At 68.6% G+C, this 26,232-nt stretch carries 29 protein-coding genes; 15 read left to right on the top strand and 14 right to left on the bottom strand.

Annotation, left to right across the window (positions count from 1 at the left end):
• Positions 1-71: 71 nt before the first annotated feature.
• Genes ACWGID_RS30145 through ACWGID_RS30130 form a run of 4 tightly spaced genes read right to left on the bottom strand, consistent with a single transcriptional unit; the run spans position 72 to position 2,927 of the window.
• Positions 72-944 carry a LemA family protein gene (locus tag ACWGID_RS30145; protein ID WP_452202240.1) on the bottom strand — a complete coding sequence of 291 codons (873 nt, stop codon included), beginning with the start codon at positions 942-944 and terminating at the stop codon, positions 72-74.
• Between the two features lie 39 nt (positions 945-983).
• Positions 984-1,712, bottom strand: a complete 729-nt coding sequence (locus ACWGID_RS30140; RefSeq protein ID WP_452202238.1) for a hypothetical protein — start codon at positions 1,710-1,712, stop codon at positions 984-986.
• The gene (gene pyrE, locus ACWGID_RS30135) at positions 1,712-2,257 is read right to left on the bottom strand and encodes an orotate phosphoribosyltransferase (RefSeq protein WP_452202237.1); all 546 of its coding nucleotides are present in this window, start codon (positions 2,255-2,257) and stop codon (positions 1,712-1,714) included. The genes ACWGID_RS30140 and pyrE overlap by 1 nt, the downstream gene beginning before the upstream one ends.
• 31 nt (positions 2,258-2,288) lie before the next feature.
• The gene (locus ACWGID_RS30130) at positions 2,289-2,927 is read right to left on the bottom strand and encodes a class E sortase (RefSeq protein ID WP_452202235.1); all 639 of its coding nucleotides are present in this window, start codon (positions 2,925-2,927) and stop codon (positions 2,289-2,291) included.
• 109 nt (positions 2,928-3,036) lie between these two features.
• On the opposite strand from ACWGID_RS30130, the gene tdh reads away from it, so the two are divergent.
• Together tdh and ACWGID_RS30120 are read left to right on the top strand one after the other, a co-directional pair.
• Positions 3,037-4,086 (top strand): L-threonine 3-dehydrogenase, encoded by a 1,050-nt coding sequence (tdh, locus tag ACWGID_RS30125; RefSeq protein ID WP_452202233.1) that lies wholly within the window; start codon positions 3,037-3,039, stop codon positions 4,084-4,086.
• Positions 4,086-5,270 (top strand): glycine C-acetyltransferase, encoded by a 1,185-nt coding sequence (locus ACWGID_RS30120; protein WP_452202231.1) that lies wholly within the window; start codon positions 4,086-4,088, stop codon positions 5,268-5,270. The genes tdh and ACWGID_RS30120 overlap by 1 nt, the downstream gene beginning before the upstream one ends.
• On the opposite strand, the gene ACWGID_RS30115 is transcribed toward ACWGID_RS30120, so the two are convergent.
• Positions 5,239-5,775, bottom strand: coding sequence for a hypothetical protein (locus ACWGID_RS30115; protein WP_452202229.1), 537 nt, complete (start codon positions 5,773-5,775; stop codon positions 5,239-5,241). The two genes, ACWGID_RS30120 and ACWGID_RS30115, sit on opposite strands and share 32 nt — an antisense overlap.
• On the opposite strand from ACWGID_RS30115, the gene ACWGID_RS30110 reads away from it, so the two are divergent.
• From ACWGID_RS30110 to ACWGID_RS30100, 3 genes are all read left to right on the top strand, one after another.
• Complete coding sequence (locus ACWGID_RS30110) at positions 5,768-6,088, top strand: hypothetical protein (RefSeq protein WP_452202228.1); 321 nt, start codon at positions 5,768-5,770, stop codon at positions 6,086-6,088. The two genes, ACWGID_RS30115 and ACWGID_RS30110, sit on opposite strands and share 8 nt — an antisense overlap.
• 264 nt (positions 6,089-6,352) lie before the next feature.
• Entirely contained in the window at positions 6,353-7,438 is a 1,086-nt protein-coding gene (locus ACWGID_RS30105) for a winged helix DNA-binding domain-containing protein (protein ID WP_452202226.1), read from the top strand.
• 62 nt (positions 7,439-7,500) lie between these two features.
• Complete coding sequence (locus ACWGID_RS30100; RefSeq protein WP_452202224.1) at positions 7,501-8,325, top strand: aldo/keto reductase; 825 nt, start codon at positions 7,501-7,503, stop codon at positions 8,323-8,325.
• On the opposite strand, the gene ACWGID_RS30095 is transcribed toward ACWGID_RS30100, so the two are convergent.
• Entirely contained in the window at positions 8,322-9,215 is an 894-nt protein-coding gene (locus tag ACWGID_RS30095) for a LysR family transcriptional regulator (RefSeq protein ID WP_452202222.1), read from the bottom strand. The genes ACWGID_RS30100 and ACWGID_RS30095 overlap by 4 nt on opposite strands.
• 265 nt (positions 9,216-9,480) lie before the next feature.
• Here ACWGID_RS30095 and ACWGID_RS30090 point away from each other — a divergent pair, with 265 nt between their 5' ends.
• A complete protein-coding gene (locus ACWGID_RS30090) occupies positions 9,481-10,380 on the top strand; it encodes a LysR family transcriptional regulator (protein WP_452202220.1) in 900 nt (299 codons plus the stop codon).
• Between the two features lies 1 nt (position 10,381).
• Here ACWGID_RS30090 and ACWGID_RS30085 read toward each other — a convergent pair whose 3' ends face one another.
• Positions 10,382-11,053, bottom strand: coding sequence for an NAD(P)-dependent oxidoreductase (locus ACWGID_RS30085; RefSeq protein WP_452202218.1), 672 nt, complete (start codon positions 11,051-11,053; stop codon positions 10,382-10,384).
• A 98-nt stretch (positions 11,054-11,151) separates the two neighbouring features.
• On the opposite strand from ACWGID_RS30085, the gene ACWGID_RS30080 reads away from it, so the two are divergent.
• The gene (locus tag ACWGID_RS30080) at positions 11,152-11,790 is read left to right on the top strand and encodes a TetR/AcrR family transcriptional regulator (RefSeq protein ID WP_452202216.1); all 639 of its coding nucleotides are present in this window, start codon (positions 11,152-11,154) and stop codon (positions 11,788-11,790) included.
• On the opposite strand, the gene ACWGID_RS30075 is transcribed toward ACWGID_RS30080, so the two are convergent.
• Complete coding sequence (locus tag ACWGID_RS30075) at positions 11,741-12,508, bottom strand: SDR family NAD(P)-dependent oxidoreductase (protein WP_452202214.1); 768 nt, start codon at positions 12,506-12,508, stop codon at positions 11,741-11,743. The genes ACWGID_RS30080 and ACWGID_RS30075 overlap by 50 nt on opposite strands.
• A 55-nt stretch (positions 12,509-12,563) precedes the next feature.
• Between ACWGID_RS30075 and ACWGID_RS30070 the strand changes: the two genes are divergently transcribed.
• The 6 genes from ACWGID_RS30070 to ACWGID_RS30045 all read left to right on the top strand — a co-directional run bounded on the left by ACWGID_RS30070 (position 12,564) and on the right by ACWGID_RS30045 (position 17,819).
• Entirely contained in the window at positions 12,564-13,208 is a 645-nt protein-coding gene (locus ACWGID_RS30070; RefSeq protein ID WP_452202212.1) for a pyrimidine 5'-nucleotidase, read from the top strand.
• Between the two features lie 96 nt (positions 13,209-13,304).
• Positions 13,305-14,003, top strand: coding sequence for a FadR/GntR family transcriptional regulator (locus tag ACWGID_RS30065; RefSeq protein ID WP_452202210.1), 699 nt, complete (start codon positions 13,305-13,307; stop codon positions 14,001-14,003).
• Complete coding sequence (locus tag ACWGID_RS30060; protein WP_452202208.1) at positions 14,000-14,428, top strand: N-acetyltransferase family protein; 429 nt, start codon at positions 14,000-14,002, stop codon at positions 14,426-14,428. The genes ACWGID_RS30065 and ACWGID_RS30060 overlap by 4 nt, the downstream gene beginning before the upstream one ends.
• Positions 14,429-14,500: 72 nt before the next feature.
• A complete protein-coding gene (locus ACWGID_RS30055) occupies positions 14,501-16,471 on the top strand; it encodes a glycosyl hydrolase family 28-related protein (protein ID WP_452202206.1) in 1,971 nt (656 codons plus the stop codon).
• Between the two features lie 82 nt (positions 16,472-16,553).
• Entirely contained in the window at positions 16,554-17,348 is a 795-nt protein-coding gene (locus ACWGID_RS30050) for a LuxR C-terminal-related transcriptional regulator (protein WP_452202204.1), read from the top strand.
• A 57-nt stretch (positions 17,349-17,405) separates the two neighbouring features.
• Positions 17,406-17,819, top strand: coding sequence for a hypothetical protein (locus tag ACWGID_RS30045; RefSeq protein WP_452202202.1), 414 nt, complete (start codon positions 17,406-17,408; stop codon positions 17,817-17,819).
• A gap of 16 nt (positions 17,820-17,835) precedes the next feature.
• On the opposite strand, the gene ACWGID_RS30040 is transcribed toward ACWGID_RS30045, so the two are convergent.
• Positions 17,836-19,395 carry an MFS transporter gene (locus tag ACWGID_RS30040; RefSeq protein WP_452202200.1) on the bottom strand — a complete coding sequence of 520 codons (1,560 nt, stop codon included), beginning with the start codon at positions 19,393-19,395 and terminating at the stop codon, positions 17,836-17,838.
• Between the two features lie 117 nt (positions 19,396-19,512).
• Between ACWGID_RS30040 and ACWGID_RS30035 the strand changes: the two genes are divergently transcribed.
• Positions 19,513-19,956 carry a MarR family winged helix-turn-helix transcriptional regulator gene (locus ACWGID_RS30035; RefSeq protein ID WP_452202198.1) on the top strand — a complete coding sequence of 148 codons (444 nt, stop codon included), beginning with the start codon at positions 19,513-19,515 and terminating at the stop codon, positions 19,954-19,956.
• Positions 19,957-19,966: 10 nt separating this feature from the next.
• Positions 19,967-21,118 (top strand): pyridoxal phosphate-dependent aminotransferase, encoded by a 1,152-nt coding sequence (locus ACWGID_RS30030; protein ID WP_452202196.1) that lies wholly within the window; start codon positions 19,967-19,969, stop codon positions 21,116-21,118.
• A gap of 150 nt (positions 21,119-21,268) precedes the next feature.
• On the opposite strand, the gene ACWGID_RS30025 is transcribed toward ACWGID_RS30030, so the two are convergent.
• From ACWGID_RS30025 to clpB, 5 genes are all read right to left on the bottom strand, one after another.
• Complete coding sequence (locus tag ACWGID_RS30025; protein ID WP_452202194.1) at positions 21,269-21,763, bottom strand: hypothetical protein; 495 nt, start codon at positions 21,761-21,763, stop codon at positions 21,269-21,271.
• A 206-nt stretch (positions 21,764-21,969) separates the two neighbouring features.
• Complete coding sequence (locus ACWGID_RS30020; RefSeq protein ID WP_452202192.1) at positions 21,970-22,317, bottom strand: ArsC/Spx/MgsR family protein; 348 nt, start codon at positions 22,315-22,317, stop codon at positions 21,970-21,972.
• A gap of 15 nt (positions 22,318-22,332) precedes the next feature.
• A complete protein-coding gene (locus ACWGID_RS30015) occupies positions 22,333-22,797 on the bottom strand; it encodes a hypothetical protein (protein ID WP_452202190.1) in 465 nt (154 codons plus the stop codon).
• A 71-nt stretch (positions 22,798-22,868) separates the two neighbouring features.
• Complete coding sequence (locus ACWGID_RS30010) at positions 22,869-23,462, bottom strand: hypothetical protein (protein ID WP_452202188.1); 594 nt, start codon at positions 23,460-23,462, stop codon at positions 22,869-22,871.
• Positions 23,463-23,539: 77 nt separating this feature from the next.
• On the bottom strand, positions 23,540-26,122 hold the full coding sequence (gene clpB / locus ACWGID_RS30005; protein ID WP_452202186.1) for an ATP-dependent chaperone ClpB: 2,583 nt from the start codon (positions 26,120-26,122) through the stop codon (positions 23,540-23,542).
• Positions 26,123-26,232: the final 110 nt, after the last annotated feature.

Here is a 26,232-nt window from a genome sequence, read left to right as displayed (position 1 = left end):
CCGCCGTCACGCCGGGCCTGGCACTGGGAGTGAGTCCGGGGTCGGGGGACCTGGATCACGGGGACCGGTGCCTACTGGCCACCGGTGAAAGGCGGCTGTCCGTCCTGTGGCGCGGGGGAACCCGCAGGCGGGCCGCCCACCGGTGGCTCTCCCTGGTACCCCTGCGCGGGGTATTGGCCCTGCTGACCCGGCTGCCGCTGCTGACCCTGGTACGGAGGCTGCTGGGGCGGTTGCTGGTAGCTGCCCGGGATCTGCTGCTGCGGGTAGCCCTGCTGGTAGTTGCCCTGGTCCCCCGGCATCTGCGGGTGGATCTGACCGGACGACGGCGCTCCCGGCTGCATCTGCGGCGGCGCCTGCTCCCCCGCGACCGAGCCGATGGTGCCGAACGACACCTGCGGGACCGCGCGGACCTGCTCGTCCTTGACCTCGAAGTACCCGGCCTTCTCGAACTTGAAGCCGTTCGCGATCACGTTCGACGGGAACGCCTCGATGCGGGTGTTGTAGTCGCCGACGTTCGCGTTGTAGAACCGGCGGCCGGCCGCGATCCGGTCCTCGGTGTCGGTCAGCTCGCGCTGCAGGCCGAGGAAGTTCTGGTTCGACTGCAGCTGCGGGTACTGCTCGACCGAGATCATCATCTGACGCAGCGCGCCGGACAGTTCACCCTCCGCAGCAGCTCGCTGCTCCGGGTTCGAGCCCTGCACGTTCACCGCCTGGGTACGCAGCCGGGCGACCTCCTCGAACACGTGCCGCTCGTGGGCCGCGTACGCGCGCACGGTCTCGACCAGGTTCGGGATCAGGTCGTACCGGCGGTGCAGCTCGACGTCGATCTGCCGCCACGACTCCTGGATCAGGTTCCGCTGCTTGACGAACCGGTTGTACGACGTGATCAGCATGATCGCCAGAATGACGACGACCGCGACGATCGCGATGATGACCCAGACCATTTCCCAGCTCCCGAGGTATTGGCAGTGCTGGGATCGACTCTACGGGTAGGTAGGTCCGCCCGGTGGCTGCTGCGCACGGGGGTCGACGCCCGCGTAGTCACGCCAGACGTAGGGCGGAACGTTCTCCAGAACCTGCTGCAGCAGCATCAGCCGGTTCATCATCTCGGTCGGGTTGTGACTGCCCTTGTCCCAGCCGACCAGCGAGTTTCCCTCGATCCGCCAGCCGATCTCGCCGCGGGCGAGCAGCAGCTCCATCATCCGCGGCGTCACCACCGCGTGCCCGAACCGCTCGTCGTCGGCCTTCACCCGGAACGCCCGGTTGAACTGGTCGCTCTCGAACTGGATGTCGCGGAACCCGAACGCGTTCGCGACCGCGCCGCCGAAGATCCCCTCGTGCGTCACCTCGAGGTGCGGCAGTGCGCCCGGCAGCTGCATCACCACGACGCCGTAGCGGTGCGTGGTGGTCCGCCGCTGGCCGCGGCTGTTGGTGGTGTGCGTCTGGTAGCTGTAGTCGAAGGCAACCATCGGATGCCCGTTGTACTGCCCGGACAGCACGTTCTGCGCCCGTCGATGGTCACCGGAGTCGAACGGCGTACCCCGCCATTGGCCGGCCAGCGACGGGTTCGACGGTACGTAGGACCAGCCCTGCTGGGCGGCGAACCCGGCGAACAACTCACGGCGCTTCTTCGCGCGGTAGTAGTTGAAGTAGAAGATTCCGAGCCCGAGCAGGACGGCTACCAGGACGAACGCGACGGTACTGCTCTGCATCAGCTGAGACCCAGGTCCTCGAGTCCGAACACGGTCCGATACTCCAAGCCCTCTGCTTCCACCCGCTCCTGCGCGCCGGTCGACCGGTCCACGATCACCGCGACCGCGACCACCTCGGCCCCGGCCTCCCGCAGCGCCTCGACCGCGGTCAGCACCGAACCACCGGTCGTCGAGGTGTCCTCGACCGCCAGCACCCGGCGGCCCTTGACGTCCGGACCCTCGATCCGCCGCTGCAGACCGTGCGTCTTCTCGGCCTTGCGTACGACGAACGCGTCCAGCGTCCGGCCCTGCTGCGCGGCGGCGTGCAGCATCGACATCGCGACCGGGTCCGCACCGAGCGTGAGGCCACCGACGGCGTCGTACTCCAGGTCCTTGGTCAGCTCGAGCATCGCCGGGCCGATCAGCGGCGCGGCGGCCGCGTCCAGCGTGATCCGGCGCAGGTCGACGTAGTAGTCGGCTTCCTTGCCGGATGCCAGCGTCACCCGGCCGTGCACGATCGCCTTGTTCTTGACCTGCTCCAGCAGTCCGTCCCGGTCGTAGCTCATGAGCGTTGAGCTTAGAACACTGCTCAGTCCACTACTTCTTGCCGACCTTGACCAAGTGACCGAAGGCAACCGAGCGATCCGGTGAGTGGAACAGGTCCTGGCAGGTGGTCAGCGTGATGACCGCCTTGGTGGGCGTCTGGTTCTTGCCGGGAACGGGGTCGAGGACCCAGGTGTCGGTCGGCTGGACGGTCAGATCACGGGGCGAGCCGTCCAGCTCGTAGGTGTAGATGGCGTCCTGGGTCTCCACGACGACCTGGTCGCCCTTCCGCAGATCGAGCAGCTTGCGGAACGGGGAACCGTGGGTGACCCGGTGGCCGGCGATCGCGAAGTTGCCCGGCTGGCCCGGCATCTGGGTCTGTGGATAGTGGCCGATCCCACGCTCCAGATCGCTCGCGTCGACGCCCTCGACGATCGGCTTCTCCCAGTCGGCGCCGAACTTCGGGATCCGGAGCAAGAAGATCGGCTTCCCGGGCGCCGGCCGAGCCGTGGCCGTGGCCGTCGCTGTCGCCGGGGCCGGCTTCTTCCACTGCTGCCGCAGCGAGCTCTCGCCCTGACCCATCGCGTGGTTCGAGGTGATGCCGGTGCCGAAGTACTGCCAGCCGACCCAGCCGAGCAACCCGACGCCGGCCACCAGGAGCAGGATCCCCAGGACTCTGACTACTCCCCGCATGGGTCCCAGTATGCAGTTCGGCTGCAAAGCCTGTGCACGACCTGTCGATGGACGCCGATGGTTGCCCGGCACGACGATGTGGACGATCGTCGTAGACGGAGGTGTGCGGGTGAAGGCGCTGGTCAAGGCCGAGGCAAAGCAGGGTCTGTGGTTGCAGGACGTCCCGGAACCGAAGATCGAGGCCGACGAGGTCCTGATCAAGGTGCTCCGGACCGGGTTGTGCGGAACTGATCTGCACATCCAGAGCTGGGACCACTGGGCGCAGAAGAACGTGCCGGTGCCGATGGTCACCGGGCACGAGTTCTGCGGTGAGGTGGTCGAGATCGGCGTCGGTGTTCGCGACGTCGCGGTCGGTGACCTGGTCAGCGGCGAAGGGCACCTGGTCTGCGGCCGTTGCCGCAACTGCCGCGCCGGTCGCCGCCACCTGTGCATCAAGACGCGCGGTCTCGGTGTCCACGTCCCGGGCGCGTTCGCGGAGTACGTCGCCCTGCCCGCGAGCAACGCGTGGGTACACAAGGACCCGGTCGACCTGGATGTCGCAGCGATCTTCGACCCGTTCGGCAACGCGGTCCACACGGCGCTGTCGTTCCCGCTGGTCGGTGAGGACGTCCTGATCACCGGTGCCGGCCCGATCGGGGTGATGGCCGCGGCGGTCGCACTGCACGCCGGTGCGCGGAACGTGGTGATCACCGACCTCTCGGAGTACCGGCTGGACCTGGCCCGGAAGATCGGCGTCACCCGCGCGGTGAACGTCGGCGAGGAGACGATCGCGCAGGCGCAGCAGAGCCTGGGGATGCGCGAGGGGTTCGACGTCGGGATGGAGATGTCCGGGCAGCCGGCCGCGCTGCGGGACATGCTCGCGAACATGACGCACGGCGGGAAGGTCGCGATGCTCGGCCTGCCGTCGGACGAGATCGCGATCGACTGGGGCACCGTGGTGCTCAACATGCTGACCATCAAGGGCATCTACGGCCGGGAGATGTTCGAGACCTGGTACTCGATGTCGGTGATGCTGGAACGCGGCCTGGACCTGACCCCGGTGATCACCCACCGGTTCGGGTACGGCGACTTCGCGCGCGCCTTCGACGTCGCGCGGCAGGGGCACTGCGGCAAGGTGATCATGGACTGGACGGCTGAGACCCTGGAGGAGAAGCACTGATGTTCGGGCGGATGCGGGACGACCTGAAAACGACCGTCGGCGAGATCCGGGACGCGGGGCTGTACAAGTCCGAGCGGGTGATCACGTCGCCCCAGCAGTCCCTGATCTCGGTTGCTACTGGCAACGAAGTACTGAACTTCTGCGCGAACAACTACCTCGGGCTGTCCGATCACCCCGACGTTGTCGCGGCGGCCAAACAAGCCCTTGACCGGTGGGGATTCGGGCTGTCCTCGGTGCGCTTCATCTGCGGCACCCAGCAGATCCACAAGGACCTGGAAGGTGCCCTGAGCACCTTCCTCGGGACCGAGGACACGATCCTCTACAGCTCCTGCTTCGACGCCAACGGCGGCCTCTTCGAGACGCTGCTCGGTGCCGACGACGCGATCATCTCCGACGAGCTGAACCACGCCAGCATCATCGACGGCATCCGGCTGTCGAAGGCGAAGCGGTACCGGTACAAGAACCGCGACATGGCCGACCTCGAGGCCCAGCTGAAGGACGCCGCCGGCGCGCGCTACCGGCTGATCGCCACCGACGGCGTGTTCTCGATGGACGGGTACGTCGCCCCGCTCGACGAGATCTGCGACCTCGCGGAGCGGTACGACGCCCTGGTGATGGTGGACGACTCGCACGCGGTCGGGTTCGTCGGCCCGGACGGCGCCGGCACCCCGTCGCTGTTCGGCGTCAAGGACCGCGTCGACATCGTCACCGGCACCCTCGGCAAGGCGCTCGGCGGTGCCTCCGGTGGTTACGTCTCCGCCCGCCGCGAGATCGTCGAGCTGCTCCGCCAGCGCTCTCGCCCGTACCTGTTCTCGAACTCGCTGGCGCCGTCCGTCACCGCGGCGTCCCTGAAGGCCCTCGAGATGATCGGCGGCTCCAGCGACCTGCGCGACAAGCTCAGCGCTAACACCGCGCTGTTCCGCACCAAGATGACCGATGCCGGCTTCGACGTACTGCCCGGCGACCACCCGATCTCCCCGGTGATGATCGGTGACGCGGCCGAGGCGGGCCGGCTGGCCGACAAGCTTCTCGACCTGGGGATCTACGTCATCGGCTTCTCGTACCCCGTCGTACCGCAGGGCAAGGCGCGGATCCGCGTCCAGCTCTCGGCGGCGCACTCGACCGAGGATGTGGAGCGCGCGATCGCGGCGTTCATCGAGGCTCGGGCCGCCCTGGCGGCGTAGCCGAACCGGTGGTCGGTGCTCCGAGCGCTTGCTCGAGCCGGGCACCGACCGCGTCCAGGTCTCGCGGCAGGGTCGCCGGGGTGGCGGTCGTCAGCAGGTTCTGGATATCGGTCCGGGCCCCTCGGACGGCGTTGCGGAGCGTGCGGGCGCGGGTTCCGTCGGCGTCGTTCGGTGCTTTCGACGCGAGGGCGGTCAGCTTGTCCTCGACGGCGACGACCCGGCTCGACTCGACGTTCCAGGCGCCGGCGGCCGCCATCGGCGAGGGCTGCCGGCGGAGGTCGGCGATCAGGGTGCGGGCGAACCACGTCACCTCGCCCTCGGCGGCGGAGAGGTCGTCCCGCCAGGCGCTGCGCCGGCGCGACCTGATGAGCAGCGGTATCCCGATTGCCAGCACGAGCACTATCGCGGCCAGCACCCACCACAGCCAGGTGGGTGCGCCGCCGCTGTTGGCCGAGGTGGGTTGCACCGTCGTCGCGGTTGTTGGTGTCGGGGCCGAGGTGAACACCGTCTTGGTCTGCGACGTGGTCGTCGTCTGCGTCGGCGAGACGGTCGCCGTCCTGGTGCGTTCGGTCGTCGTGGTGACGGTCGGCGGTGCGGTTGGCGGGGCAGTCGGCGGGGCGGTCCGTGTCGGTCCGGTGGGGACCGACGACTCGGCGGGACTCGATGCGGCCGCCGGCGCGGTCGGATTCGCCGAGGCCTCCGGCGAGCGGGTGCGACTGGTCACCGGCGCGGCGCTCTCCTGGGGCGCGGACTCCTGGGGCGCGGACGAGCGGGCCGGCAGCGTCGCGGTCACGGACGGCACCGATGGCACCGCCTGAGGAGTACGCGTTGATGATCCTGACGGGAGCTCGACGGACCCGTTTTCTCCACAGGAGACGAGGAGCAGCGCCGCCAGCGCAAGACCAACCGCTCGCAGCATCTGTGCCCACCCCCGGGTCCCTCGTCGGTGCTCGCGAATCCGGCTCGCAGGACGAAGATCGCATCTGGGACACCGAGTCCGACTCATCCACCTAGGGCGATATTCGCCGGCGCCGGGACGCCTGGTTCGCCGATTTGTCGGTGTTCGCGGGCAGGATGTGGGCATGTCGGTTCTGAGTGCGAAGGCGGTCAACCGGGCAACGCTCGCGCGGCAACTGTTGCTCGAGCGCGAGTCCACGTCCGCGGTCCAGGTGGTCGAGCGGCTCGCCGGGATGCAAGGGCAGGAGCCCAAACACCCGTACGTCGGGTTGTGGACGCGGATCGACGGGTTCACGGAGACCCAGCTGGATCAGGCCGTCGAGGCGCGGGACGTCGTACGCGCGACGATGTTCCGCGGGACCTTGCATCTGGTGACCGCGGCGGACTACCTGCGGTTCCGGGTGACGGTGGCGCCGGTGCTCGAGGCCGGGTTGAAGGTGCTCGGTGACCGGGGCGCGGGGCTGCAGCCGGACAAGGTCGTTGCCGCCGCGGAGAAGCTGCTCGCGAAGGAACCGTTGACGTTCACCGAAGTGCGGGACGCGCTCCAGCAGCAGTTCCCGGAGGTGAACGAGCGCGCGCTCGGGTTCTGCACGCGGATGCTCGTGCCGCTGGTGATGTACCCGACGGACGTGCGCTGGTCCTGGACGGCGAACTCCCGGTTCACCCCGGCCGAGGAGTGGATCGGTAAGAAGCTGCACCGACGCGCCGAGGCCAAGGAGCTGGTCATTCGCTACCTCCAGGCGTTCGGTCCGGCGACTCCCGCGGACTTCCAGACCTGGTCCGGATTGCAGAAGGCGAAGCCGTTGTTCGACGCGCTGGAGCTGGTGACCTTCACCGACGACGCCGGCAAAACGCTGTACGACGTACCCGATGGCCCTCGGCCGGATCCGGAGACACCGGCGCCGGTGCGGTTCCTGCCGGAGTTCGACAACGTGCTGCTGTCACACGCGAAACGGGAGCGGATCATCGCGGACGAGCACAAACCCGCTGTGTACACGAAGAATCTCCGGGTCAAGGCGACGTACACCGTCGACGGGGTGGTCGCCGGGCTGTGGACGAGCGAGAAGAAACGCGGTGTGGCCACTCTCACCCTGACCCCGTTCGGGAAGTTGCTGAAGAAGACACAGGCCGAGCTGGAGCGCGAAGGCAGCGGGCTGCTCCGCTTCCTGGAGCCGGATGCCAAGTCCTTCGCGGTGGTTACGAACGGTTAATGAGGTTGTTGTCACACGTCAGATGACTGGGCCGGAAACCTTTTGCCGGGTGGAATGGGTAGATGAGCACAGTCCCCTCCATCACTCTGGACAACGGCGTCGAGATCCCGCAGCTGGGCCTGGGGGTCTGGCAGATCGAGGACGAGATCGTCACCGACGTCGTGACCGCTGGGTTCGAGACCGGCTACCGGCACATCGACACCGCGGCCATCTACGGCAACGAAGAAGGTGTCGGCCGGGCCATCGCCGCGTCCGGCATCCCCCGTGACGACCTGTTCATCACCACCAAGGTGTGGAACAGCGACCAGGGCTACGACTCCACGCTGAAGGCGTTCGACACCAGCCTGGCGAAGCTCGGCCTCGAGTACGTCGACCTGTACCTGATCCACTGGCAGTCGCTGCAGCGCGATCTGTACGTCGACACCTGGAAGGCCCTCGAGCAGCTGTACGCCGACAAGCGGGTCCGCTCGATCGGTGTCTCGAACTTCCACGAGCCCGCGCTGCGGCGGATCTTCGAGGAGACCACGATCCGGCCGGCGGTGAACCAGATCGAGCTGCACCCGGCGCTGCCGCAGGACGACCTGCGCGCGTTCAACGCCGAGAACGACATCGTCACCGAGGCGTGGAGCCCGCTGGCCTCCGGCGACCTGCTGGAGAACGCCGCGCTGAAGACGATCGGTGCGAAGTACGGCAAGTCGGCCGCGCAGGTGATGATCCGCTGGCACCTGCAGCTCGGCAACGTGGTGATCCCGAAGTCCAAGACGCCGAGCCGGATCCAGGAGAACTTCGAGGTCTTCGACTTCGCCCTGGACAACGACGACATGGCCGCGATCGCCGACCTCGAAACCGGCGTCCGCACCGGCGGCGACCCGGACGTCTTCGGCTAAACAAGCTCCAAGAAGCGTTGCAACACGGGTGAGCGGTTGGCCGGCGACCAGGCCACGGAGAGTTGCCAGGGTGGCAGGTCGTCGGACAACTCGCGGTAGACGACGCTGTCCGGGTTCGTCGGTGGTGTCGGGCTGATCAGCAGCGACACCCCGAGCCCGGCGGCGACCAGCGACACGATCGTCTGGACGTCGGCCGCCTCCTGCTCCATCTGCGGCGTGAACCCGGCCGCCCGGCAGAACCCGACGATCGTGTCGTACACCGCCGGGCCGCTCGGCCGCGAGTAGAACACGAACGGCTCGTCCGCCAGGTCCGTCAGCCGCACCCGTTTGCGCCGGGCCAGCCGATGCCGCGCCGGCAGCACGGCCACCAGCGGGTTCTCCGCCACCACCCGAGACGCCAGACTCGGCGCCAGTTGTACGACGGCATCCCCGCCCGACGGCGTACTCGGACGGAGTAGCCCCACGTCGATCCGCCCGTCCCGCAACGCCTCCGTCTGGCGCAGCGTCGTCAGCGTCTCCAGATCGAGCACCACCTCGGGATACGCCTCCCGAAAGGCTCCGAGGATCCGCGGCAGCGCCTCGAACGTTGCCGACTGCACGAATCGCAGCCGCAACGTCCCGAGCTCACCGCGCTGCGTCCGCTGCGCCGCGCGAACCGCCTCGTCGGCCCGCCGCAACAGATCCTGAGCCTCGGCGAGAAACGTCGCCCCCGCGGCCGTCAGCACGAACCGGCGCTTCACCCGGGCGAACAGCTCCACACCGAGATCGTGCTCCAGCGCGGCGATCTGCCGGCTGAGCGACGGCTGGGTGAGGTGCAGCCGGGTCGCGGCCCGCCCGACGTTCATCTCCTCGGCCACCACCACGAACGACCTGAGCTGACGCAGTTCCATACGCTCAATCATGCACCAGACACATCAACTCAGCGAAGAACTTTCATTGGACGCATCAAGGTCCCGGTTCCTACTGTCGAAGAGTCGAAAGGAACCACCGTGCACTACGTCCCGTTCAGCGTCATCAAGTCGATCCACGACCAGACCCACTCAGCCATGCCGGACGCACCGATCCGGCCCTACACTCCCCGTCGCCACTTCTTCTCCATGGTCAGCACGTGGTTCCGAACCACCCGGCCGGAACAGCTGTGCGAAGCTGAGGTCCGTGATCGAGGTACGACGCCTGCGGGTGTTGCGCGCGCTTGCTGACCACGGGACCGTGACGGCGGCCGCCGAGGTGCTGCACCTGACGCCCTCGGCGGTCTCCCAGCAGCTGGCCGCCCTGGAGTCCGAGGTCGGCCAGGAACTGCTCGAACGCCGCGGCCGCCGGGTCGCGATCACCTCGGCCGGCCGCCTGCTGCTCGCCCACGCGGACACGATCCTCGCCGAGGTCGAACGCGCCGAGGACGCGATGCGCCTGAACGCGAACGGCGTCAACGGCGAAGTGCGCGTGACCGCCTTCGCCACCGCCATCACCTTGCTGGTCGCCCCGACCCTGACCCGGCTGCGGGAGACCACCCCCGGCCTCGACCTCGTCGTCCGCGACGCCGAGGGGCACCAGGGCATCACCCAACTGCTCGATGGTGACGCCGACCTCGCGATCGCCGTCGAGCATCGCGGCTCGCCGCGCCCCGACGACCGCCGCCTGTCCCGGATCCCCTTGTACGCCGAACCGTTCGTCGCCGTCCTGCCACCGGCGCACCCGGCCGCGAACCACGACACCATCGAGCTGGCGATGCTCGCGCAGGACGACTGGGTGATGACCACCCCCGGCAACCCGATCCGCGACGTCGTCGTCCTCGCCTGCGAACAGGCCGGGTTCCAGCCGCGGATCGTCCACCAGTCCGACGACTTCCGCGCAGTCGCCGCACTTGTCGCCGCCGGCGCGGGCGTCTCTCTGGTCCCGCGCCTCGCCGTACCGGAGCCGACGCTGGCGCTGATCCGTCCGCTTCCCGATCCGGCCCCGACCCGCCGGGTGTACGCCGCAGTTCGCGCGAGTCGGGCCGATCACCCCCTGATCACCGCCACCCTCGACGTACTCACCGAGGTCGCGGAGAAGCTGTAGCTCAGTTCGAGATCACCACGGTCTTCCGAATCACGTCGGCGTCCTCGACCGCACGCAGCAGGTACGTCGCGACGTCGGCCCGCGTCATCGAGAAGCCGCCCCGCACGGTGCCCTCGGTGTTGCTGCGAATCCTGCCCTTCGCGGCACCATTCGTCAGTCGCGGCGGGCACACGATCGTCCAGTCGGTACCGCTCGCGGCGACCAACTCCTCCATCCGGCGGGTGTCCGCGAACGACTCTCGCAGGACCCGCTGCAGGATCGGCTTCACGACGTACTTCGTGAACGGGTCGTCCCCTTTGCTGTGGATCCCAGCGGCACTCACCACGAGGAACCGCCGTACACCGGTCGCGTCCATCGCCTCCAGCACGCTCCGCGCGCCGTCGGTCAGCACACTGCTCAGCCCCGACGGACGCGGACCGAGCGCGGACAACACCGCGTCGTGGCCGTCCACGACGGGCGTGATCGCGGCCGGATCCAGCACGTCGGCGGTCACCACGTCGACCAGTCCAGCGGGTACCCCGGCCCGCGCCGCGACCAACCGAAGCTCCGGCAGCGCCACCTGAAGACTCGAGCCCTCGCGCACCACGGCCGTCACCGCATGACCGGCCGCGATCCCCTGACGCACCAGCTCGGTCCCGATCCGGCCCGACGCCCCGAACACCACCAGCTTCATCCTCGACCCCTCCAGGTTAGTAAACACTCACTCACCATGGTTAGTGAACACTCACCAACCTGTCAAGGTAGGCTGCCGACGACGACGGGAGGACAGGGATGAGCACCAGGGAGGACATCCTGGACGCGGCCGCGGAGGTACTGCGGACGCAGGGCTTCGCGCGGGCGACCACCAAGTCGATCGCGCAGGTCGCCGGGTACTCCGAGGCGGCGCTCTACAAGCATTTCGCGGACAAGGCCGCGATCCTGCTCGCGGTCCTGCACGAGCGGATGCCCCAGCTCCCCGGCTCACTCAAGGAACTGATCGGCAACCCGGGCAGCGGGACAGTGCGCGGCAACCTGACCCGCCTGGCCCGGACCGCGATCGAGTTCTACGTCGAAGGGTTCCCGATCCTGGTGTCGCTGTTCTCGTCGCAGGACCTGCTCGTCGCCCATCGGCGCCGGCTGCAGGAACTCAACGCGGGGCCGCACAAGGCGCAGGAGGGACTGGTCCGCTACCTGCGCGAGGAGCAGAAGCTCGGGCGCATCCGGCGTACCGCTGATGTGGACGCCGCGGCGGCGCTGTTGTTCGGTGCCTGCTTCCAGCGCGGGTTCGAGGTCGCGTTCGCCGGTCTCGAGCCGACGGCCGACGAGCACGCCACGTTCGCGGCCGCGCTGGCCAAGACGTTGTCCGAGTCACTACTCCCGGTCAAGCGCGCCGCCGGGGGTCCAGCCCCACGGTCGACACCCGCGCGATGAGCGCGCGCGGCGTGAACCGCGCCGCGACCATAACCGCCTTGTAGCGCAGGCTCGGGACCGAGATCGCCTTGCCGCGCGCCAGGTCCTTCCAGGCCGCGTCGACCAGATCGGTCGCGTCCAGCCACATGAACGACGGGATGAGCGACTTGTCCATCCCCATCCGCTCGTGGAACTCGGTGTGCACGAACCCCGGGCACAGCGCCATCACGGCAACCCCCTGGGCGTGCAACTGGACCGCCAGCCCGGCCGAGAACGTCGTCACCCACGCCTTGTGCGCGCTGTAGACGTTGCGCTGCAGGAATCCGGCCACCGACGAAACGTTGATCACCGCACCGGAGCCACGCTCGATCATCGGCTGTACGGCGGCGTGCGTGAGCCGCAGGACGACGCGCACCAGCAGATCGAGTTGCTTCTCCTCGACCTCGACCGGGTTCAGCCAGAACGGCTTCTTCTGCCCGAATCCGGCGTTGTTCACCAGTACCTCGATCGGTCCGGTGCGGAACCGCTCCTCGACGCGGGCCAGGTCGTCCGGGTCGGTCAGGTCGGCGGCCAGCACCTCGCACTCGACACCGTGCAACCGGGTGATCTCGGTGGCGACCTCCTTGAGCCGCGCCTCGTCGCGCGACACCAGCACCAGGTCGTAACCCTCGCGCGCCAGCTTGTCCGCGAACGCCCGGCCGATCCCGGTCGCCGGTCCGGTGACCAGCGCAGTCGCCATGGTGTGCCGTCCCTCCCGTAGGTACAGAGTCCAGTGTGTCACCTACGCTGTTCGGATGCTGGCGGACATCGAGACCTGGGTGCTGGACCTCGACAACACTCTCTACCCGGCCGGTTCCGCGCTCGCCGATCAGCTCACCCACGGCATCCTCTCGACCCTGGCCGAGTACTACGGAACCGACCTCGCCGGCGCCCGTCGCCTCCAGTCCGAACTCGTCGCCGAATTCGGTACGTCGCTGCGCGGCGCGATGCTGACCGGCACGATCGACCCGCACGACTTCCTCGGCTTCGAGCGCCGGATCGACTACTCGGTGATCGGTCCCGACCCGGCACTCGCCGCCGCCCTGGAGACGCTGCCCGGACGCCGGTACGTGTACACGAACGGATCGGCGTACCACGCGGAGCAGGCGCTCGGGCGGCTCGGACTGGGCGACTGCATCGACGGTGTCTTCGACATCCTCGCCGGTGACCTGGTCCCGAAGCCGTACGCCGAGAGCCTGGACGCGTTCCTGACACGGTTCGGGATCGACCCGGCGCGGGCCGCGATGTTCGACGACCTCGAGGTGAACCTCGCGCTGCCGCACGAGCGCGGGATGACGACCGTGTGGGTGACCGGCGGGGCGCCGTACGAGCAGCTCGCGGCGCGGCGGTGGCGGGCGGCTGATGTATCAGGCTTTCTCAGTGCGCTGACAAAGATCTGATGAATTGTGGGCTGCGACCCGTCGTCTCAGCCTGGCGATGGGCGATGTGACCGCGAATGGTCTGAGGACTTACGCTTCTGGGGAGGAGGTGAGGGGATGGCTGCAACGGACAAGGCGCTGGCCGGGCTCCGGCAGATGATCGCGTCCGGTGAGCTCGGTCCGGGGGCCAAGTTCCCGCCGGAGCCGGAGTTGTGCGACCACCTGGGGGTGTCCCGGAGCTCGCTGCGCGAGGCGGTGCGCTCGCTGGGGGCGCTCGGGGTGATCGAGTCCCGGCACGGTTCGGGGACGTACGTGTCGGCGCTGGACCCGGCCACGATCATCCGCCGGTTCTCGCTGTCGGTCGAGCTGATCCCGCTCGAGGGGGTGCTAGAACTGCTCGAGGTACGCCGGGTGCTCGAATCGCACGCGACCGCCGCAGCGGCGGCCCGGCAGGACCCGGAGCTGGCGGCACGGCTGGGAACGATCCTCGACCGGCTGGAGTCGACCACCGACGCGACCGAGATCCAGCACCTGGACGCCGAGTTCCACGGTGAGATCTGCGCGGCCGGCGGCAACCAGACCGTCACCGCGCTGACCGACGTGATCCGTGGTCGCGGCGGCCACTACCGGATCTTCGAACCGGGCTCGGACTTCGACGCGATCAAGCAGACCAGCGACCGAGGCCACCGCGCGATCCTGCACGGAATCACCAGCCGGGACCCGGCCGCGGCCGCCACCGCGGCCTCCGACCACATCGCCCAGACCGAGCGCTGGCTCCGCGCCCTCCGCCCGGTCCCCCAACCGGACCTGCCATGAACTGGACTCTCCGCCCCGCGACCACCGCCGACCTCGAGGACCTCGTCGAGCTCCGGGCCGTCGTCATGCGCCCGGACCTGGAACGCCTCGGGCGGTACGACGCGGTGCGCGTCCGGCAACGGCTGCGCGACGCGTTCGTCCCTGAGAACACCCGGATCATCGAGGTCGACGGCGAGCTCGCCGGCTCGATCACCTTGCGGCCCGCCGCGGACCGTCAGTGGCTGGAGCACTTCTACCTCGCCCCGCACCACCAAGGGCGCGGCCTCGGTACGGCCGTTCTGGCGTCGGTGTTGGAACGCGCGGATATGACCGTCGCGCTGAACGTCCTGCAAGGCAGCCCGGCCCGCAAGCTGTACGACCGCCACGGCTTCGTGGTGGAGAGCGAAGACCCGGTCGACGTCTTCATGGTCCGTAAATTTCTCTGACCTGTCGAGATCTTGCGTGCCTGACGTCGGGTGCATAACCTCCAGACATTTCGTCCGGGAGGGGATCCGCCGATGTCCCGTTCGCGCTTGCTCACGGTCGCCCTGACGACCGCCGTCCTCGGTGCCCTGTTCATCACCCAACTGCTCATCACCCAGCCGGCCACCGCCCAACCCGGTACGCCGCGGGTCACCCGCGCCGGCCTCGATCCCGCACTGGTCGCCGGCCGCGGCGCCGACGTACCGTTCGTCGAGCAGGAGGTGGAGAACGCACTCTTCACCGGCGAACGGATCGGTCCGAGTCGCGAGGCGTACACGCTCCCGGCCGAGGCCTCCGGGCGCAGCGCCGTACGCCTTCAGCCGAAGCAGTACGTCGAATTCACGCTGACCCGTCCCGCGAACGCGCTGACGCTGCGGTACAGCATCCCCGACGCAGCAACCGGTGGCGGGATCACCGCACCACTGGACGTGTCGGTGAACGGGAAGCACAAGCGCACGATGACGCTGACGTCGCAGTACGCCTGGCTGTACGGGATGTATCCGTTCTCGAACGACCCGAACGTCGACCCGACCCCGGGCTGGTGGAAACCCGAACCGGATCCGGTCGCGAAGCCCTTCCGGCCGAACCACTTCTACGACGAGCAACGGGTGCTGCTCGATCGGACCTACCAGGCCGGTGATCGCGTGCGATTCGCCGTACCGCGGACCACGCCGGCCGCGTGGACGGTCGTCGACGTCGCGGACTTCGAACTGGTGAACGCACCGCTGCGGCAGCCGGCGCGATCGCTCGACGTACGACTCTTCGGGGCCGACCCGACCGGACGGCGGGATGCCGCGCCGGCGATCGAACGGACGATCGCGGCAGCGAAACGGATCGGCTGGTCGGTGTTCATTCCGGCGGGCACGTTCCAGGTCAACCGGCACATCGTCGTCGACCAGATGACGGTCCGCGGCGCCGGCAACTGGTGGACGATCATCAAGGGCCGGGTCCTCCCGCTCGCCGAACCGGCGCCGGACAAGTCCGTGCACAGCGCGCCCGGCTTCTACGGCCGGTACGCCGCCGACGGCGGGAGCACCGGCGTACATCTGTCGGACTTCGCGATCGAGGGTGACGTCCGGGAACGCATCGACACCGATCAGGTGAACGGGATCGGCGGCGCGATCGGCGGCGGCTCGACGATCGAGAACCTGTACCTGCACCACACGAAGGCGGGGATCTGGCTCGACGGCCCGATGGACGGTCTACTGATCCGGAACAACGTGATCACCGATGCCGTTGCCGACGGCATCAACCTGCATCTCGGTGTGTCGAACGTCCGGGCTACCAACAACTTCGTGCGCAACAGCGGTGACGACGGGCTCGCGATGTGGTCGGAGGCGAACCCATCCGGTCTCGTCAACCACGACAACGTCTACGACCACAACACCGTGCAGACGCCGGTCCTCGCGAACAACATCGCCATCTATGGCGGCCGGGACAACGCGGTGACCGACAACCTCGTCGCCGACCCGATCCGGGAGGGCAGCACGCTGCACGCCGGATCACGGTTCAACGCGACACCGTTCGAGGGCACGCTGACCTTCGCCCGGAACACCACGGTCCGCGGCGGGCCCCGCGACCTGAACTGGGACATCGGACTCGGGGCGATCTGGCTGTACGCCTTGCAGTCCACGATGTCCGGCAGGATCGAGATCACCGACAGTTCGTTCCTGGACTCGACGTACAACGCGATGCTGTTCGTCGTCGACTGGCCGGTGAAGGACGAGTACGCGATCACGAACGTTGCCGTCCGCAACATCAAGGTCGACGGCACCGGGACGAACGTGGTGAACGCCCGGGTCGGCGGCGGGGCGACGTTCGAGAACGTCGACGCGCGGAACGTCGGCGCGCCGTTCGTCAACAACTGCGGCACGTTCCACTTCAACGGCCCGCCCGAGTTCGAGGTGCGCGACCTCGGCGGCAACGACGGCGGCTGGACCGGCGCAACCTGGTGCGAGGACCGCCCCACCGTCGTGCCACCCCCGCCACCGTCGCTCTGGGGGTGAATTTGTCGCCCACCGGAGGCGTGCGCTAACCCGCCGTAGATGAGACGATCACCCCGGGGTGGGATCGCCACGGGGGGGTGGGATGAGTCATTCGACCAGCAGGCAGGTCGTGCTGGACGCGTCGCTGCGGCTACAGGTCGTGCGCGCGCGAAGCTGCGACGAGTGGTTAGCGGGGCACGGCACGGCGGACGTGCGGATCTTCGGGGAGGACGACGACGCCCTGCGGGACTGGTTGCAAGACCAGTGCGGCAGGTCGGAGGAGCTGGTCGCGGTTACCTCGACGCGCTGCCAGACGCTGCACGGGTTTCGGCGGGGCCACGCGTACAACCAGATCCTGATCGAGCGCGGCGTACGGATGACCAGCTACTTCGACACCTGCGGCGGGGCGGACCAGGTCACCGACTTCATCATCGATGCCGAGAACATGCCGTACCACCTCGCCGACGGGGCGATGCAGGTGAAACTGCTGGACCGTGAGCGCGTCATCGTCGAAGGACCGGTCGTCGACGGCCGGCGCAGCCTGATGCTGCTGCGCTGCACCGAGGCGGTGAACGCGACCGGTCAGTATCTGCGGGCCGTCCGCGAAACCGCCGTACGGGCGGCGGAGTTCCGGGTGCGGCCAGGTGAGCTGACCGCGCGCCAGCGAGTGATCGCCGAGCAGCTCGAGGACGGGTGCACGGACGAGGAGATCGCGGAGCAGCTCGGGTTGAGCGTCCGGACCGTGCGGTACGAGGTCGCGCGGTTGCTCGACGTCTTCCAGGTCGTCACACGGTTCGCGGCCGGCGTCCGGTACGCGCGGTTGAAGGCCGTCGAGGACCGCGCGATTGCAGGAACCTGCAACCGATTCGCCGTCCCCGTCGGCACTCGGCGACGCTGAGCCACCGCACCGGTCCCCCGTCCGGGATCGGGCGGACTCAGCAAAGGGGATGACGCGATGCGTAAGACGACCCGGGTGGCCGCCGCTCTGGCCACCACTGCCGCACTGGTGACCCTGACCGCCACGCAGGCCAGCGCTGCAGTGACCTGGCTGTGGCAGCAGGGCGACGGGAACAACATCGGTACAGCGAGCTACACCGACACCGGCAACGTGATCAAGGTCAACGACCAGGAGGCCGACGGCCACTCACTGCTGCTGTTCGTGCACAAGCCGGGTGTCAGCTCCGGCTGGGCGTGCTGGGACCACAGCGGCGCCGACACCTCGGGAACGACCTGCACCCTGACCGCGTACGACGAGAACACGCTGCTGGAGGGCTACCTCTGCCGCGGCGAGTGGGCCACCAACCCGGCCGACCGGGTCATCTTCTGGGACCGCTGCTACACCGCGGGCGCGCACAACTTCCGTAAGTAGGCGGTTCCCCAGGCCATCACAATCGGCTGGCGTCGGCGGGCTCACGCTCGCCGGCCGGCTGATCCGCGGATTGTGATGGCCTGGGGCTCCGGAAGGCGAGCACGAGGACGATCGCGCCGACCAGGACGATGCCCGCTCCGACCAGCGCCGCGGTGTGCATGGCGTGGATGAAGGCGTCGTTCGCGGCCTTCACCAGTTCCGGGCGGCCGAGCGTGCCGGCCACGTGCCGGGTCGCCTCGGCCGAGGTCCCGGCGGCCTCCCGGGCACCGTCCGGCAGACCGGTCAGCGCCGACCCGATCCGGTGCTGGTACGTCGACGAGACGACCGTCCCGAGGATGGCGACCCCGAGAACGCTGCCGACCTGACGCAGGACATTGTTGACCGCGGAACCGGCGCCCATCCGATCCAGCGGGAGAGTCGCGAGTACGGCGGTCGTGGTGGGTGCCGTGGTCATCCCGATGGACAGGCCGACCAGCGCACCGATCACCCCGACCCACACCAGTGGGGTGTCGACGTCGTACAGCAGGTTCAGTGCGGAACAGACGGCGAGCATGAAGACCGCCGTACCCGAGACCTTGGCGACTCCGAACCGGGCCGCGAGCCGGGCGCCCAGTTGCGACCCAACGATGACACCGCTTGCGGCCGGCAACGACATCAGGCCGGCCGACAGCGCGCTCATCCCGCGCGCACCCTGCAGGTAGAAGGCGAGGTAGAAGCTCTGGCCGGTCAGCAGCAGGAAGACGACCGCGAGGGCGAAGTTGCCGGCGGCGAATCGGCGGTTGCGGAACAGCCGCGGGTCGAAGCTCGGCTCGCGTTCCCGCCATTCGGAGAAGACGAAACCGGCGAGCAGGACGAGTCCGCCGGCGATGCTCGCCCAGACCTGCCAGCGGTTCCAGCCGCCCTGATGACCGCCTTCGATCAGGCCGTACGAGAGACCGAGCAGACCGAACGTCGACAGTCCGAGGCCGAGCGGGTCGAGGCGGCGGCGCTGCGGGCTGCGCGGATTCGGGAGGACGAGGGCCGCGCCGAGCAGGCCGAAGGCGACGATCGGCAGGTTGATGGTGAAGACCGAGCCCCACCAGAAGTGGTCGATCAGCAGGCCGCCGAGAACCGGTCCGACGGCGACACCGACGCCGGCCGACGAACCCCAGATCGCGATCGCGCCGGCCCGGCGCTCCGGCGGGAAGGTCCAGCCGATGATCGCCATCGACGGCGGCATGATCAGCGCGCCACCGAGGCCCATGGCGGCGCGGGCAAGGATGAGCGCGACCGGTCCGGTGGCCCAGGCGGCCCAGGCCGAGGCGGCTCCGAAGATCACCAGACCGGCCATCAGCACGGTGCGATGGCCGTAGCGGTCGCCTAGCGCGCCGGCGAGGAACAGCGCGGTGGCGAACAGCAGCGAGTAGATGCCGACTGCCCACTGCAGCTGGCCGGGCGTGGCACCGAGCCCGGTGACCGGGTCGGCGAGCCGTTCGAGAGCGATACCGAGGACGGTCGAGTCGATCCAGATCAGGACGGCCGAGACCACCAGGATCGCGAGGATGCGGCGTTGCCGCGGGGGGTCGATCGTGGACACGAAGTCTCCTATGATTGTCAGGACCCTGACGAGGTTTCCCATCGTCGTAGATTGACAGGAACCTGTCAATCACCTTTTCGTGATCCCGCGCTGCGCGGGCCCGGCAGAATGGAGCGCATGGACTCCTCCCCCGACCCCGCATTCGAGGACGGCTGCATCACCTTTCTCGTCCGGCACGCCTGGCTGAGCATGCGCTCGGCGCTGGCAGAGGTGCTGGCGGAGCACGAGCTGTCGGTGCAGCAGTACGGGACGCTGCTGTGCGTGCGGAAGGATCCGGGCCTGACCATCGCGGACGTCGGCCGCGTCGTCGGCACCACGCGGCAGTCGGCCAACGAACTGATCACCGGCATGGAGCGGGCCGGCCTGATCGAGCGGCAGCCGAACCCGAAGGACCGACGTACCCAGCAGGTGCACCTGACCACCGCCGGGGCCCGCCGGCTGGACGAGGCCACGCCCGCGATCCGCAAGCTCGAGGACGAACTCGAGGCGTCCTTCAGCCGCCCCGACCGCACCACCGCCCGCGCCTGGCTGACCCACATGGTGGAGACGATCGAAAGCTAGAGTCGGTGACATGCGCGCACAGAGTGAGCGGTTGACCGGGCTGGGTACGACGATCTTCGCCGAGTTCTCCGCGCTCGCGGTGGCGACCGGGTCGGTGAATCTCGGGCAGGGGTTCCCGGATCGCGACGGGCCGGACTCGCTGCTCGAGGACGCGATCGCGGCGATCCGCGCGGGCGCGAACCAGTACCCGCCCGCGCGTGGCATCCCCGCGCTCCGCGAGGCGGTCACCGAACACCAGAAGCGGTTCTACGACCTCGCGTACGACCCCGACACGCAGGTCCTGGTCACCACCGGCGCGACCGAGGCGGTCGCTGCCGCGTTGCTCGCGTTCGTCGAGCCCGGTGACGAGGTGATCGCCCTCGAGCCGTACTACGACTCGTACGCGGCCGGCATCGCGTTCGCCGGCGGCCGCCGCGTCCCGGTCACGCTGCGCGCACCGTCGTACCGCTTGGATCTCGACGAGCTGCGCGCTGCGGTCAGCCCGCGGACGAAGGTGCTGCTGATCAACTCACCGCACAACCCGACCGGGACCGTGCTCACCGACGACGAACTGCGCGGGATCTGCGCGGTCGCGATCGAGCACGACCTGGTCGTCATCACCGACGAGGTCTACGAACACCTCGTGTACGACGGACTTCGGCACCGGCCGCTGGCGTCGTACGACGGGATGGCGGAGCGAACCGTCTCGATCAGCAGCGCCGGCAAGACGTTCGCGGTCACCGGGTGGAAGATCGGCTGGGTCACCGGGTCCCCGGAGGTGGTCACGGCCGTCACCACCGCGAAGCAGTTCCTCACGTTCACCTCCGGCGCGCCCTTCCAGCCGGCCGTCGCCAACGCGCTTGCCCTAGGCAACGACTACTTCGACGCGTTGCGCGCCGACCTCCAGTCCCGCCGCGACCTGCTGGCCGACGGCCTGGCCGAGCTGGGCTTCGAGGTCCACCGCCCGTCCGGCACCTACTTCGTCACCACCGACATCCGCCCCCTCGGCCACACCGACGGCATCGAGTTCTGCCGCATGCTCCCCGAACGAACCGGCGTCGTCGCCATCCCCCACCAGGTCTTCTACGACCACCCCGAACCCGGCCGCCCCCTGGTCCGCTGGGCCTTCTGCAAACAACCCGAAGTCCTCCAAGAAGCCCTGACCCGCCTCCAAAAACTCTGACCCTGTGGACAACACGACACCGGCCGCTTGGTTGTGCGAAGATGGTGACAGCTCACCTCGCGTTGCTGGGTGAGAAGTGAAGCTGGGATTCCCGCCGGAACGACGGGCCCCAGCTTTCGCGCTTTCCGGGGCTGGCCCGCGCAGCATCCGTCAGCGGATGGCGACCTGATGGATGGTCACGACAGCAGCCATCGCCGCAAGCCAACGGTCCTCGCCCACCACCGACGCCGACATCGCCCCGGCAACCGCGTCCGGCAGCCAGAGCATCGGCTCACCCGCCGGCCGCGCGAACTGCACTTGCAGGTCACGCGAGGTCGAGCGCTTCCGGCGTGCGCTGTCGACGAGCCGCAGGTCGCGCCGGTCCTGCACCGCGCTCCTCGACTCCAGCCAAGCGCCCGAGACGCCGAACCGATCCAGTTCGTACAGCAAGCGCTCAAGACAGCACCGCCGAGCACGCTCCTGCCGCGACCGTTCCATCGGCGTACCAACGGTGAGAATCGCGGCGATGTCCAACCGGGCGATCACCTCGGCGATCAGGTCCCGTCGCTTGACGGACTCGCTGACCCAGTGCAGCCGAACTCCAGGCTTGATGCTCAGATCGGTGAGCTCGCGACGCAGTTCGTCGCAGCGTGCGTCATCGGTCACGACTGCTGCCATCGTGTACGTTCCGGCACCACCAACGGGACCGACGACTACTGACTCGTCAACCCAGGCAGAGAGGCTGAAGGTGGGCTCGGGCGGACTCGGCATTCATGGAATTCTCCAGGAAATGCCGAGTCGAACACCGGCGTCATCCACAGGCGTCCCGGGGCAGGACGGGGCATCCCGGGGCAGATCGGCGCCGGCCGGGCTCAGGGGAGGAAGGATTTGAGGGATTGGGGGTCTCGGGTTATGCGGGTGGTTTGGGGGGTGGTGATGATGGGGCGTTGGATGAGGATGGGGTTGGTGACCATCGCCTGGATCCAGTCGGGGCGGTGGGCCTCGTCGCGGGGGAGGTCGCGGAGGGGCTCGGCTTCGGTTTCGTTGTGGCGGACGACGTCCCACGGGTCGAGGTCGAGGCGGGTGAGGATCGTGGTGAGTTCCTCAACCGTGGGTGGGTCGTCGAGGTAGCGCCGTACGGTGTAGTCGAGGCCGGCCTCGTCGAGGGCCTGGGTGGCGGCTCGGCATTTTGAGCAGGCGGGGTTGATCCAGATCTCCACGAGGGTCTCCCGGCGTCAGCGGTGGTGGAACCACAGTTTGGTGGGCTGCTGCAGCATCAGGACCAGCAGGGTGACGTGGATGGCCAGGCCGAGCAGGCTGGCGGGGAGCGCCATCACGCCGCCGGCGATCCCCATCGCGGCGACGGCGATCAGGACGTAGCGGGACCACGGGCGGCGCTTGCGGAGGTAGATCGCCGGCACCATGTAGATCACCGCGCAGACGAGCGTCGCGGCGGCGGCGATCGGTGTGTTGCCGCGGGAGCCGGTGAGGACCTCGGAGATCTGGTCCCCGGCAGAGGTCACCGTGAGCGCGGCCAGTAGCAGGCACATCGCGCCCAGCCCGAGCGAGATGACCGAGGCGATCTTGACCTGCTTCGGAGTCGTCGCCTGATAGCTGTACGTGTCCGGCACGGCGCCGAACAACCCGCTGTACGGCCCCGGCCCACTCTCACCCGGCTCGTCCCGGCGCTGCTCAGTCATCGACTCCGAACTTCCTTCCACGACCCCCGCACCCGATCCTCCCAGATCACCCAAACCAGGAGGGCGCACCGCTAGGACACGGTGATGTCGAGATGCGGGAAGGCGAAGGGGTACGTCGTGAGCGGCGCGAGCTCGACCGACGGACGGAAGTGCACAGTGGTACCCGTGGTGCCATCGGACTCGATCGGTTCCAGATCGGTGACCGGGAGGCCGTGTTCGTAACGCTGCGTCCAGGATCCGTTGACGCGGTGATTGGTGTGGATCAGCCACTCGCTCAGCGCGGCGACGACCGACATACCGCGTCGCGGGTGACCGTCCGGGAGCAGTGGCGCGGCGGGATCCTCGAAGAAGCGCAGGTCCTTCGTCGCCATGATCGGCTTCTTCACGACGTTGCCGTTCTCGTCGACGCGCGTGTCGGTGCCCCGCCCGTTGTCGGTGACGGCGATCGAGCCATCGGCGTACCGGGTGATCGAGCACCTGCCCCGCGCCCCGGCCGACTCGGCCTCGTCGTCGGGGTAGGCGAGCACCTCCAGGACCAGATGCAGTACGCCGCCCGGCGCGTACTGCTCGACGTCGGCGCGGATCGCCGCGAGATGTTCCTGGTCGACCGCGGCCGCCCAGTCGTGCGTGGTGTTGATCCAGTCCGCCCGAGATGGTTGCGTCACTTCCCCATTCTCCCTGCCCGGTGGCGCCTGGACCGCAGTCGGGCCCGGTCGTTGTGACCGGGCCCCGATACGGCTTGTCAGGCTGCGGAAACGTCCAGGGCGTCCTTGGCCTCGTTCAACGTGACCTTGACGGTCTGGCCGTCGCGGATCGACCCGTCGAGAAGGCCGCGGGCCATCTCGTCGCCGATCGCGGACTGGACCAGCCGGCGCAGCGGGCGGGCGCCGAACACCGGGTCGTACCCGGTGACCGCCAGCCACTCCATCGCGCCCTCGTCGACCTCCAGCGTGATCCGCCGGTCGCTCAGCCGGCGCTGCAGGCTGTTGATCTGCAGGCCGACGATCTGCGTCAGCTCCTCGCTGCCGAGTGCGTCGAACAGCACGATCTCGTCCAGCCGGTTGATGAACTCGGGCTTGAAGGACTGCCGCACGACCGCCATCACCTGGTCACGCTTGACCTTCTCGTCCAGCTTCATGTCGGCCAGGTACGTCGACCCCAGGTTGCTGGTCAAGATCAGGATCACGTTGCGGAAGTCGACCGTCCGCCCCTGGCCGTCGGTCAGCCGACCGTCGTCCAGCACCTGGAGCAGGATGTCGAAGACCTCCGGGTGCGCCTTCTCCACCTCGTCGAGCAGGATCACGGAGTACGGGCGACGGCGGACAGCCTCGGTGAGCTGGCCACCCTCTTCGTACCCGACGTACCCGGGCGGGGCACCGACGAGCCGCGCGACGCTGTGCTTCTCGCTGTACTCCGACATGTCGATCCGGACCATCGCCCGCTCGTCGTCGAACAGGAAGTCCGCCAGCGCCTTCGCGAGCTCGGTCTTACCGACACCGGTCGGACCGAGGAACAGGAACGAACCGGTCGGCCGGTCCGGGTCCGAGATGCCCGCGCGAGCCCGCCGTACGGCGTCGCTCACGGCCTTGACCGCCTCGCGCTGACCGATCAGCCGGCGGCCCAGCTCGTCCTCCATCCGGAGCAGCTTCCCGGTCTCCCCCTCGAGCAGCCGCCCGGTCGGGATCCCGGTCCACATCGCGATCACTTCCGCGATCTCGGTCGGCCCGACCTCCTCGTTCACCATCGCCTCGGGGACGTCGCCGATCTCTTCCTCGGCGTCGGCCTCCTCGAGCTCCTTGGTGAGCCGCGGAATCTCGCCGTACAGCAGGCGGGACGCCGTCTCCAGGTCGCCGTCGCGCTGGGCGCGCTCGGCCTGGCCACGGAGTTCGTCGAGCCGCTCCTTGACCTCACCGACGCGGTTCAGGCCGGACTTCTCCTTGTCCCAGCGAGACTCCAGCGCCCGCAGCTCCTCCTCGCGGTCGGCGAGGTCGGCGCGCAAACGCTCCAGTCGCTCCTGCGACGAGGCGTCCTCCTCGCGGGACAGCGCGAGCTCCTCCATCTTCAGCCGGTCGACGGTACGGCGCAGCGAGTCGATCTCGACCGGGGAGGAGTCGATCTCCATCCGCAGCCGGGACGCGGCCTCGTCGACCAGGTCGATCGCCTTGTCCGGCAGTTGGCGGCCGGTGATGTAGCGGTTCGACAGGGTCGCGGCGGCGACCAGCGCGGAGTCGGAGATGGCGACCTTGTGGTGCGCCTCGTACCGCTCCTTCAGACCGCGCAGGATCGCGATCGAGTCCTCGACCGAGGGCTCGCCGACGAACACCTGCTGGAAACGACGCTCCAGCGCCGGGTCCTTCTCGATCCGGGTCCGGTACTCGTCCAGCGTCGTCGCGCCGATCATCCGGAGCTCGCCGCGGGCCAGCATCGGCTTCAGCATGTTGCCGGCGTCCATCGCGCCCTCGCCGGACGCACCGGCGCCGACGACGGTGTGCAGCTCGTCGATGAACGTGATGATCTGACCGTCGGACTCCTTGATCTCGGTCAGCACCGCCTTCAGCCGCTCCTCGAACTCACCGCGGTACTTCGCACCGGCGACCATCGCACCGAGATCCAGACTGATCAGGCGGCGGCCACGCAGCGACTCGGGCACGTCACCGGCCACGATCCGCTGGGCCAGCCCCTCGACGACGGCGGTCTTGCCGACGCCGGGCTCACCGATCAGCACCGGGTTGTTCTTGGTACGGCGGGACAGCACCTGGACCACGCGACGGATCTCGGAGTCCCGGCCGATCACCGGGTCGAGCTTGCCGTCCTTGGCCCGCTCGGTCAGGTCGACGCCGTACTTCTCCAAGGTCTTGGTGGTGCCCTCGGCCTCCGGGGAGGTGATCCGCCGGTTGCCGCGCATCTGGGCGAACGCCTCCAGCAGCGCTTCCGGCGTGACGCCGAGCGCCTTGTTCGCGGCGCCCTCGACGGTCGCGAGCGCGATCAGCAGGTGCTCGGTGGAGACGTACTCGTCCCCGAGCCCGAGGGCCCGCTGCTCGGCCTGGTTCAGCACCTCGCTGGTCTTCGGCGACAGGCTCGGCGCCTGCACACTGCCGCCGCTCGCCTTCGGGAGCCGGGTGATCTGCTCGGCCGTCTTCCGGCGGACCGCTTCCAGGTCTCCACCGGCGGCCTCGAGCAGGCCGATCGTCGTCCCCTCGGGCTGCGCGAGCAGCGCGGAGAGCAGGTGGATCGGTTCCACGGTCGGGTTGCCCGCCGCGGACGTCTGACGGATCGCGACCGACAGGGTTTCCCGGGCCAGCGTCGTCAACCGCTGAACATCCATCTAGTTCCAGCCTTTCAGTTCCAGCAACAAACAGTCACTAGACACAACCTATCCAAAGTTGAGTCCATTCCACTCAACTCTAGACAATCTCAGGGCTGAATCAGGGTCGC

This window comes from Kribbella sp. NPDC054772, assembly GCF_053611945.1.
This window is presented reverse-complemented; position numbering and strand designations above follow the sequence as displayed.

Excerpts from the sequence above, each read along its gene's own strand:
- ACWGID_RS30080 (WP_452202216.1), top strand. The coding sequence starts at position 11,152 with ATGAGCACCAGGGAGGACATCCTGGACGCGGCCGCGGAGGTACTGCGG.
- ACWGID_RS30015 (WP_452202190.1), bottom strand. The coding sequence starts at position 22,797 with ATGACTGAGCAGCGCCGGGACGAGCCGGGTGAGAGTGGGCCGGGGCCG.
- ACWGID_RS30140 (WP_452202238.1), bottom strand. The coding sequence starts at position 1,712 with ATGCAGAGCAGTACCGTCGCGTTCGTCCTGGTAGCCGTCCTGCTCGGG.
- ACWGID_RS30070 (WP_452202212.1), top strand. The coding sequence starts at position 12,564 with ATGCTGGCGGACATCGAGACCTGGGTGCTGGACCTCGACAACACTCTC.
- ACWGID_RS30055 (WP_452202206.1), top strand. The coding sequence starts at position 14,501 with ATGTCCCGTTCGCGCTTGCTCACGGTCGCCCTGACGACCGCCGTCCTC.
- ACWGID_RS30050 (WP_452202204.1), top strand. The coding sequence starts at position 16,554 with ATGAGTCATTCGACCAGCAGGCAGGTCGTGCTGGACGCGTCGCTGCGG.
- ACWGID_RS30120 (WP_452202231.1), top strand. The coding sequence starts at position 4,086 with ATGTTCGGGCGGATGCGGGACGACCTGAAAACGACCGTCGGCGAGATC.
- ACWGID_RS30145 (WP_452202240.1), bottom strand. The coding sequence starts at position 944 with ATGGTCTGGGTCATCATCGCGATCGTCGCGGTCGTCGTCATTCTGGCG.
- clpB (WP_452202186.1), bottom strand. The coding sequence starts at position 26,122 with ATGGATGTTCAGCGGTTGACGACGCTGGCCCGGGAAACCCTGTCGGTC.
- ACWGID_RS30105 (WP_452202226.1), top strand. The coding sequence starts at position 6,353 with ATGTCGGTTCTGAGTGCGAAGGCGGTCAACCGGGCAACGCTCGCGCGG.
- ACWGID_RS30045 (WP_452202202.1), top strand. The coding sequence starts at position 17,406 with ATGCGTAAGACGACCCGGGTGGCCGCCGCTCTGGCCACCACTGCCGCA.
- ACWGID_RS30085 (WP_452202218.1), bottom strand. The coding sequence starts at position 11,053 with ATGAAGCTGGTGGTGTTCGGGGCGTCGGGCCGGATCGGGACCGAGCTG.
- ACWGID_RS30060 (WP_452202208.1), top strand. The coding sequence starts at position 14,000 with ATGAACTGGACTCTCCGCCCCGCGACCACCGCCGACCTCGAGGACCTC.
- ACWGID_RS30095 (WP_452202222.1), bottom strand. The coding sequence starts at position 9,215 with ATGGAACTGCGTCAGCTCAGGTCGTTCGTGGTGGTGGCCGAGGAGATG.
- ACWGID_RS30130 (WP_452202235.1), bottom strand. The coding sequence starts at position 2,927 with ATGCGGGGAGTAGTCAGAGTCCTGGGGATCCTGCTCCTGGTGGCCGGC.
- ACWGID_RS30100 (WP_452202224.1), top strand. The coding sequence starts at position 7,501 with ATGAGCACAGTCCCCTCCATCACTCTGGACAACGGCGTCGAGATCCCG.
- ACWGID_RS30065 (WP_452202210.1), top strand. The coding sequence starts at position 13,305 with ATGGCTGCAACGGACAAGGCGCTGGCCGGGCTCCGGCAGATGATCGCG.
- ACWGID_RS30075 (WP_452202214.1), bottom strand. The coding sequence starts at position 12,508 with ATGGCGACTGCGCTGGTCACCGGACCGGCGACCGGGATCGGCCGGGCG.
- ACWGID_RS30030 (WP_452202196.1), top strand. The coding sequence starts at position 19,967 with ATGCGCGCACAGAGTGAGCGGTTGACCGGGCTGGGTACGACGATCTTC.
- pyrE (WP_452202237.1), bottom strand. The coding sequence starts at position 2,257 with ATGAGCTACGACCGGGACGGACTGCTGGAGCAGGTCAAGAACAAGGCG.
- ACWGID_RS30035 (WP_452202198.1), top strand. The coding sequence starts at position 19,513 with ATGGACTCCTCCCCCGACCCCGCATTCGAGGACGGCTGCATCACCTTT.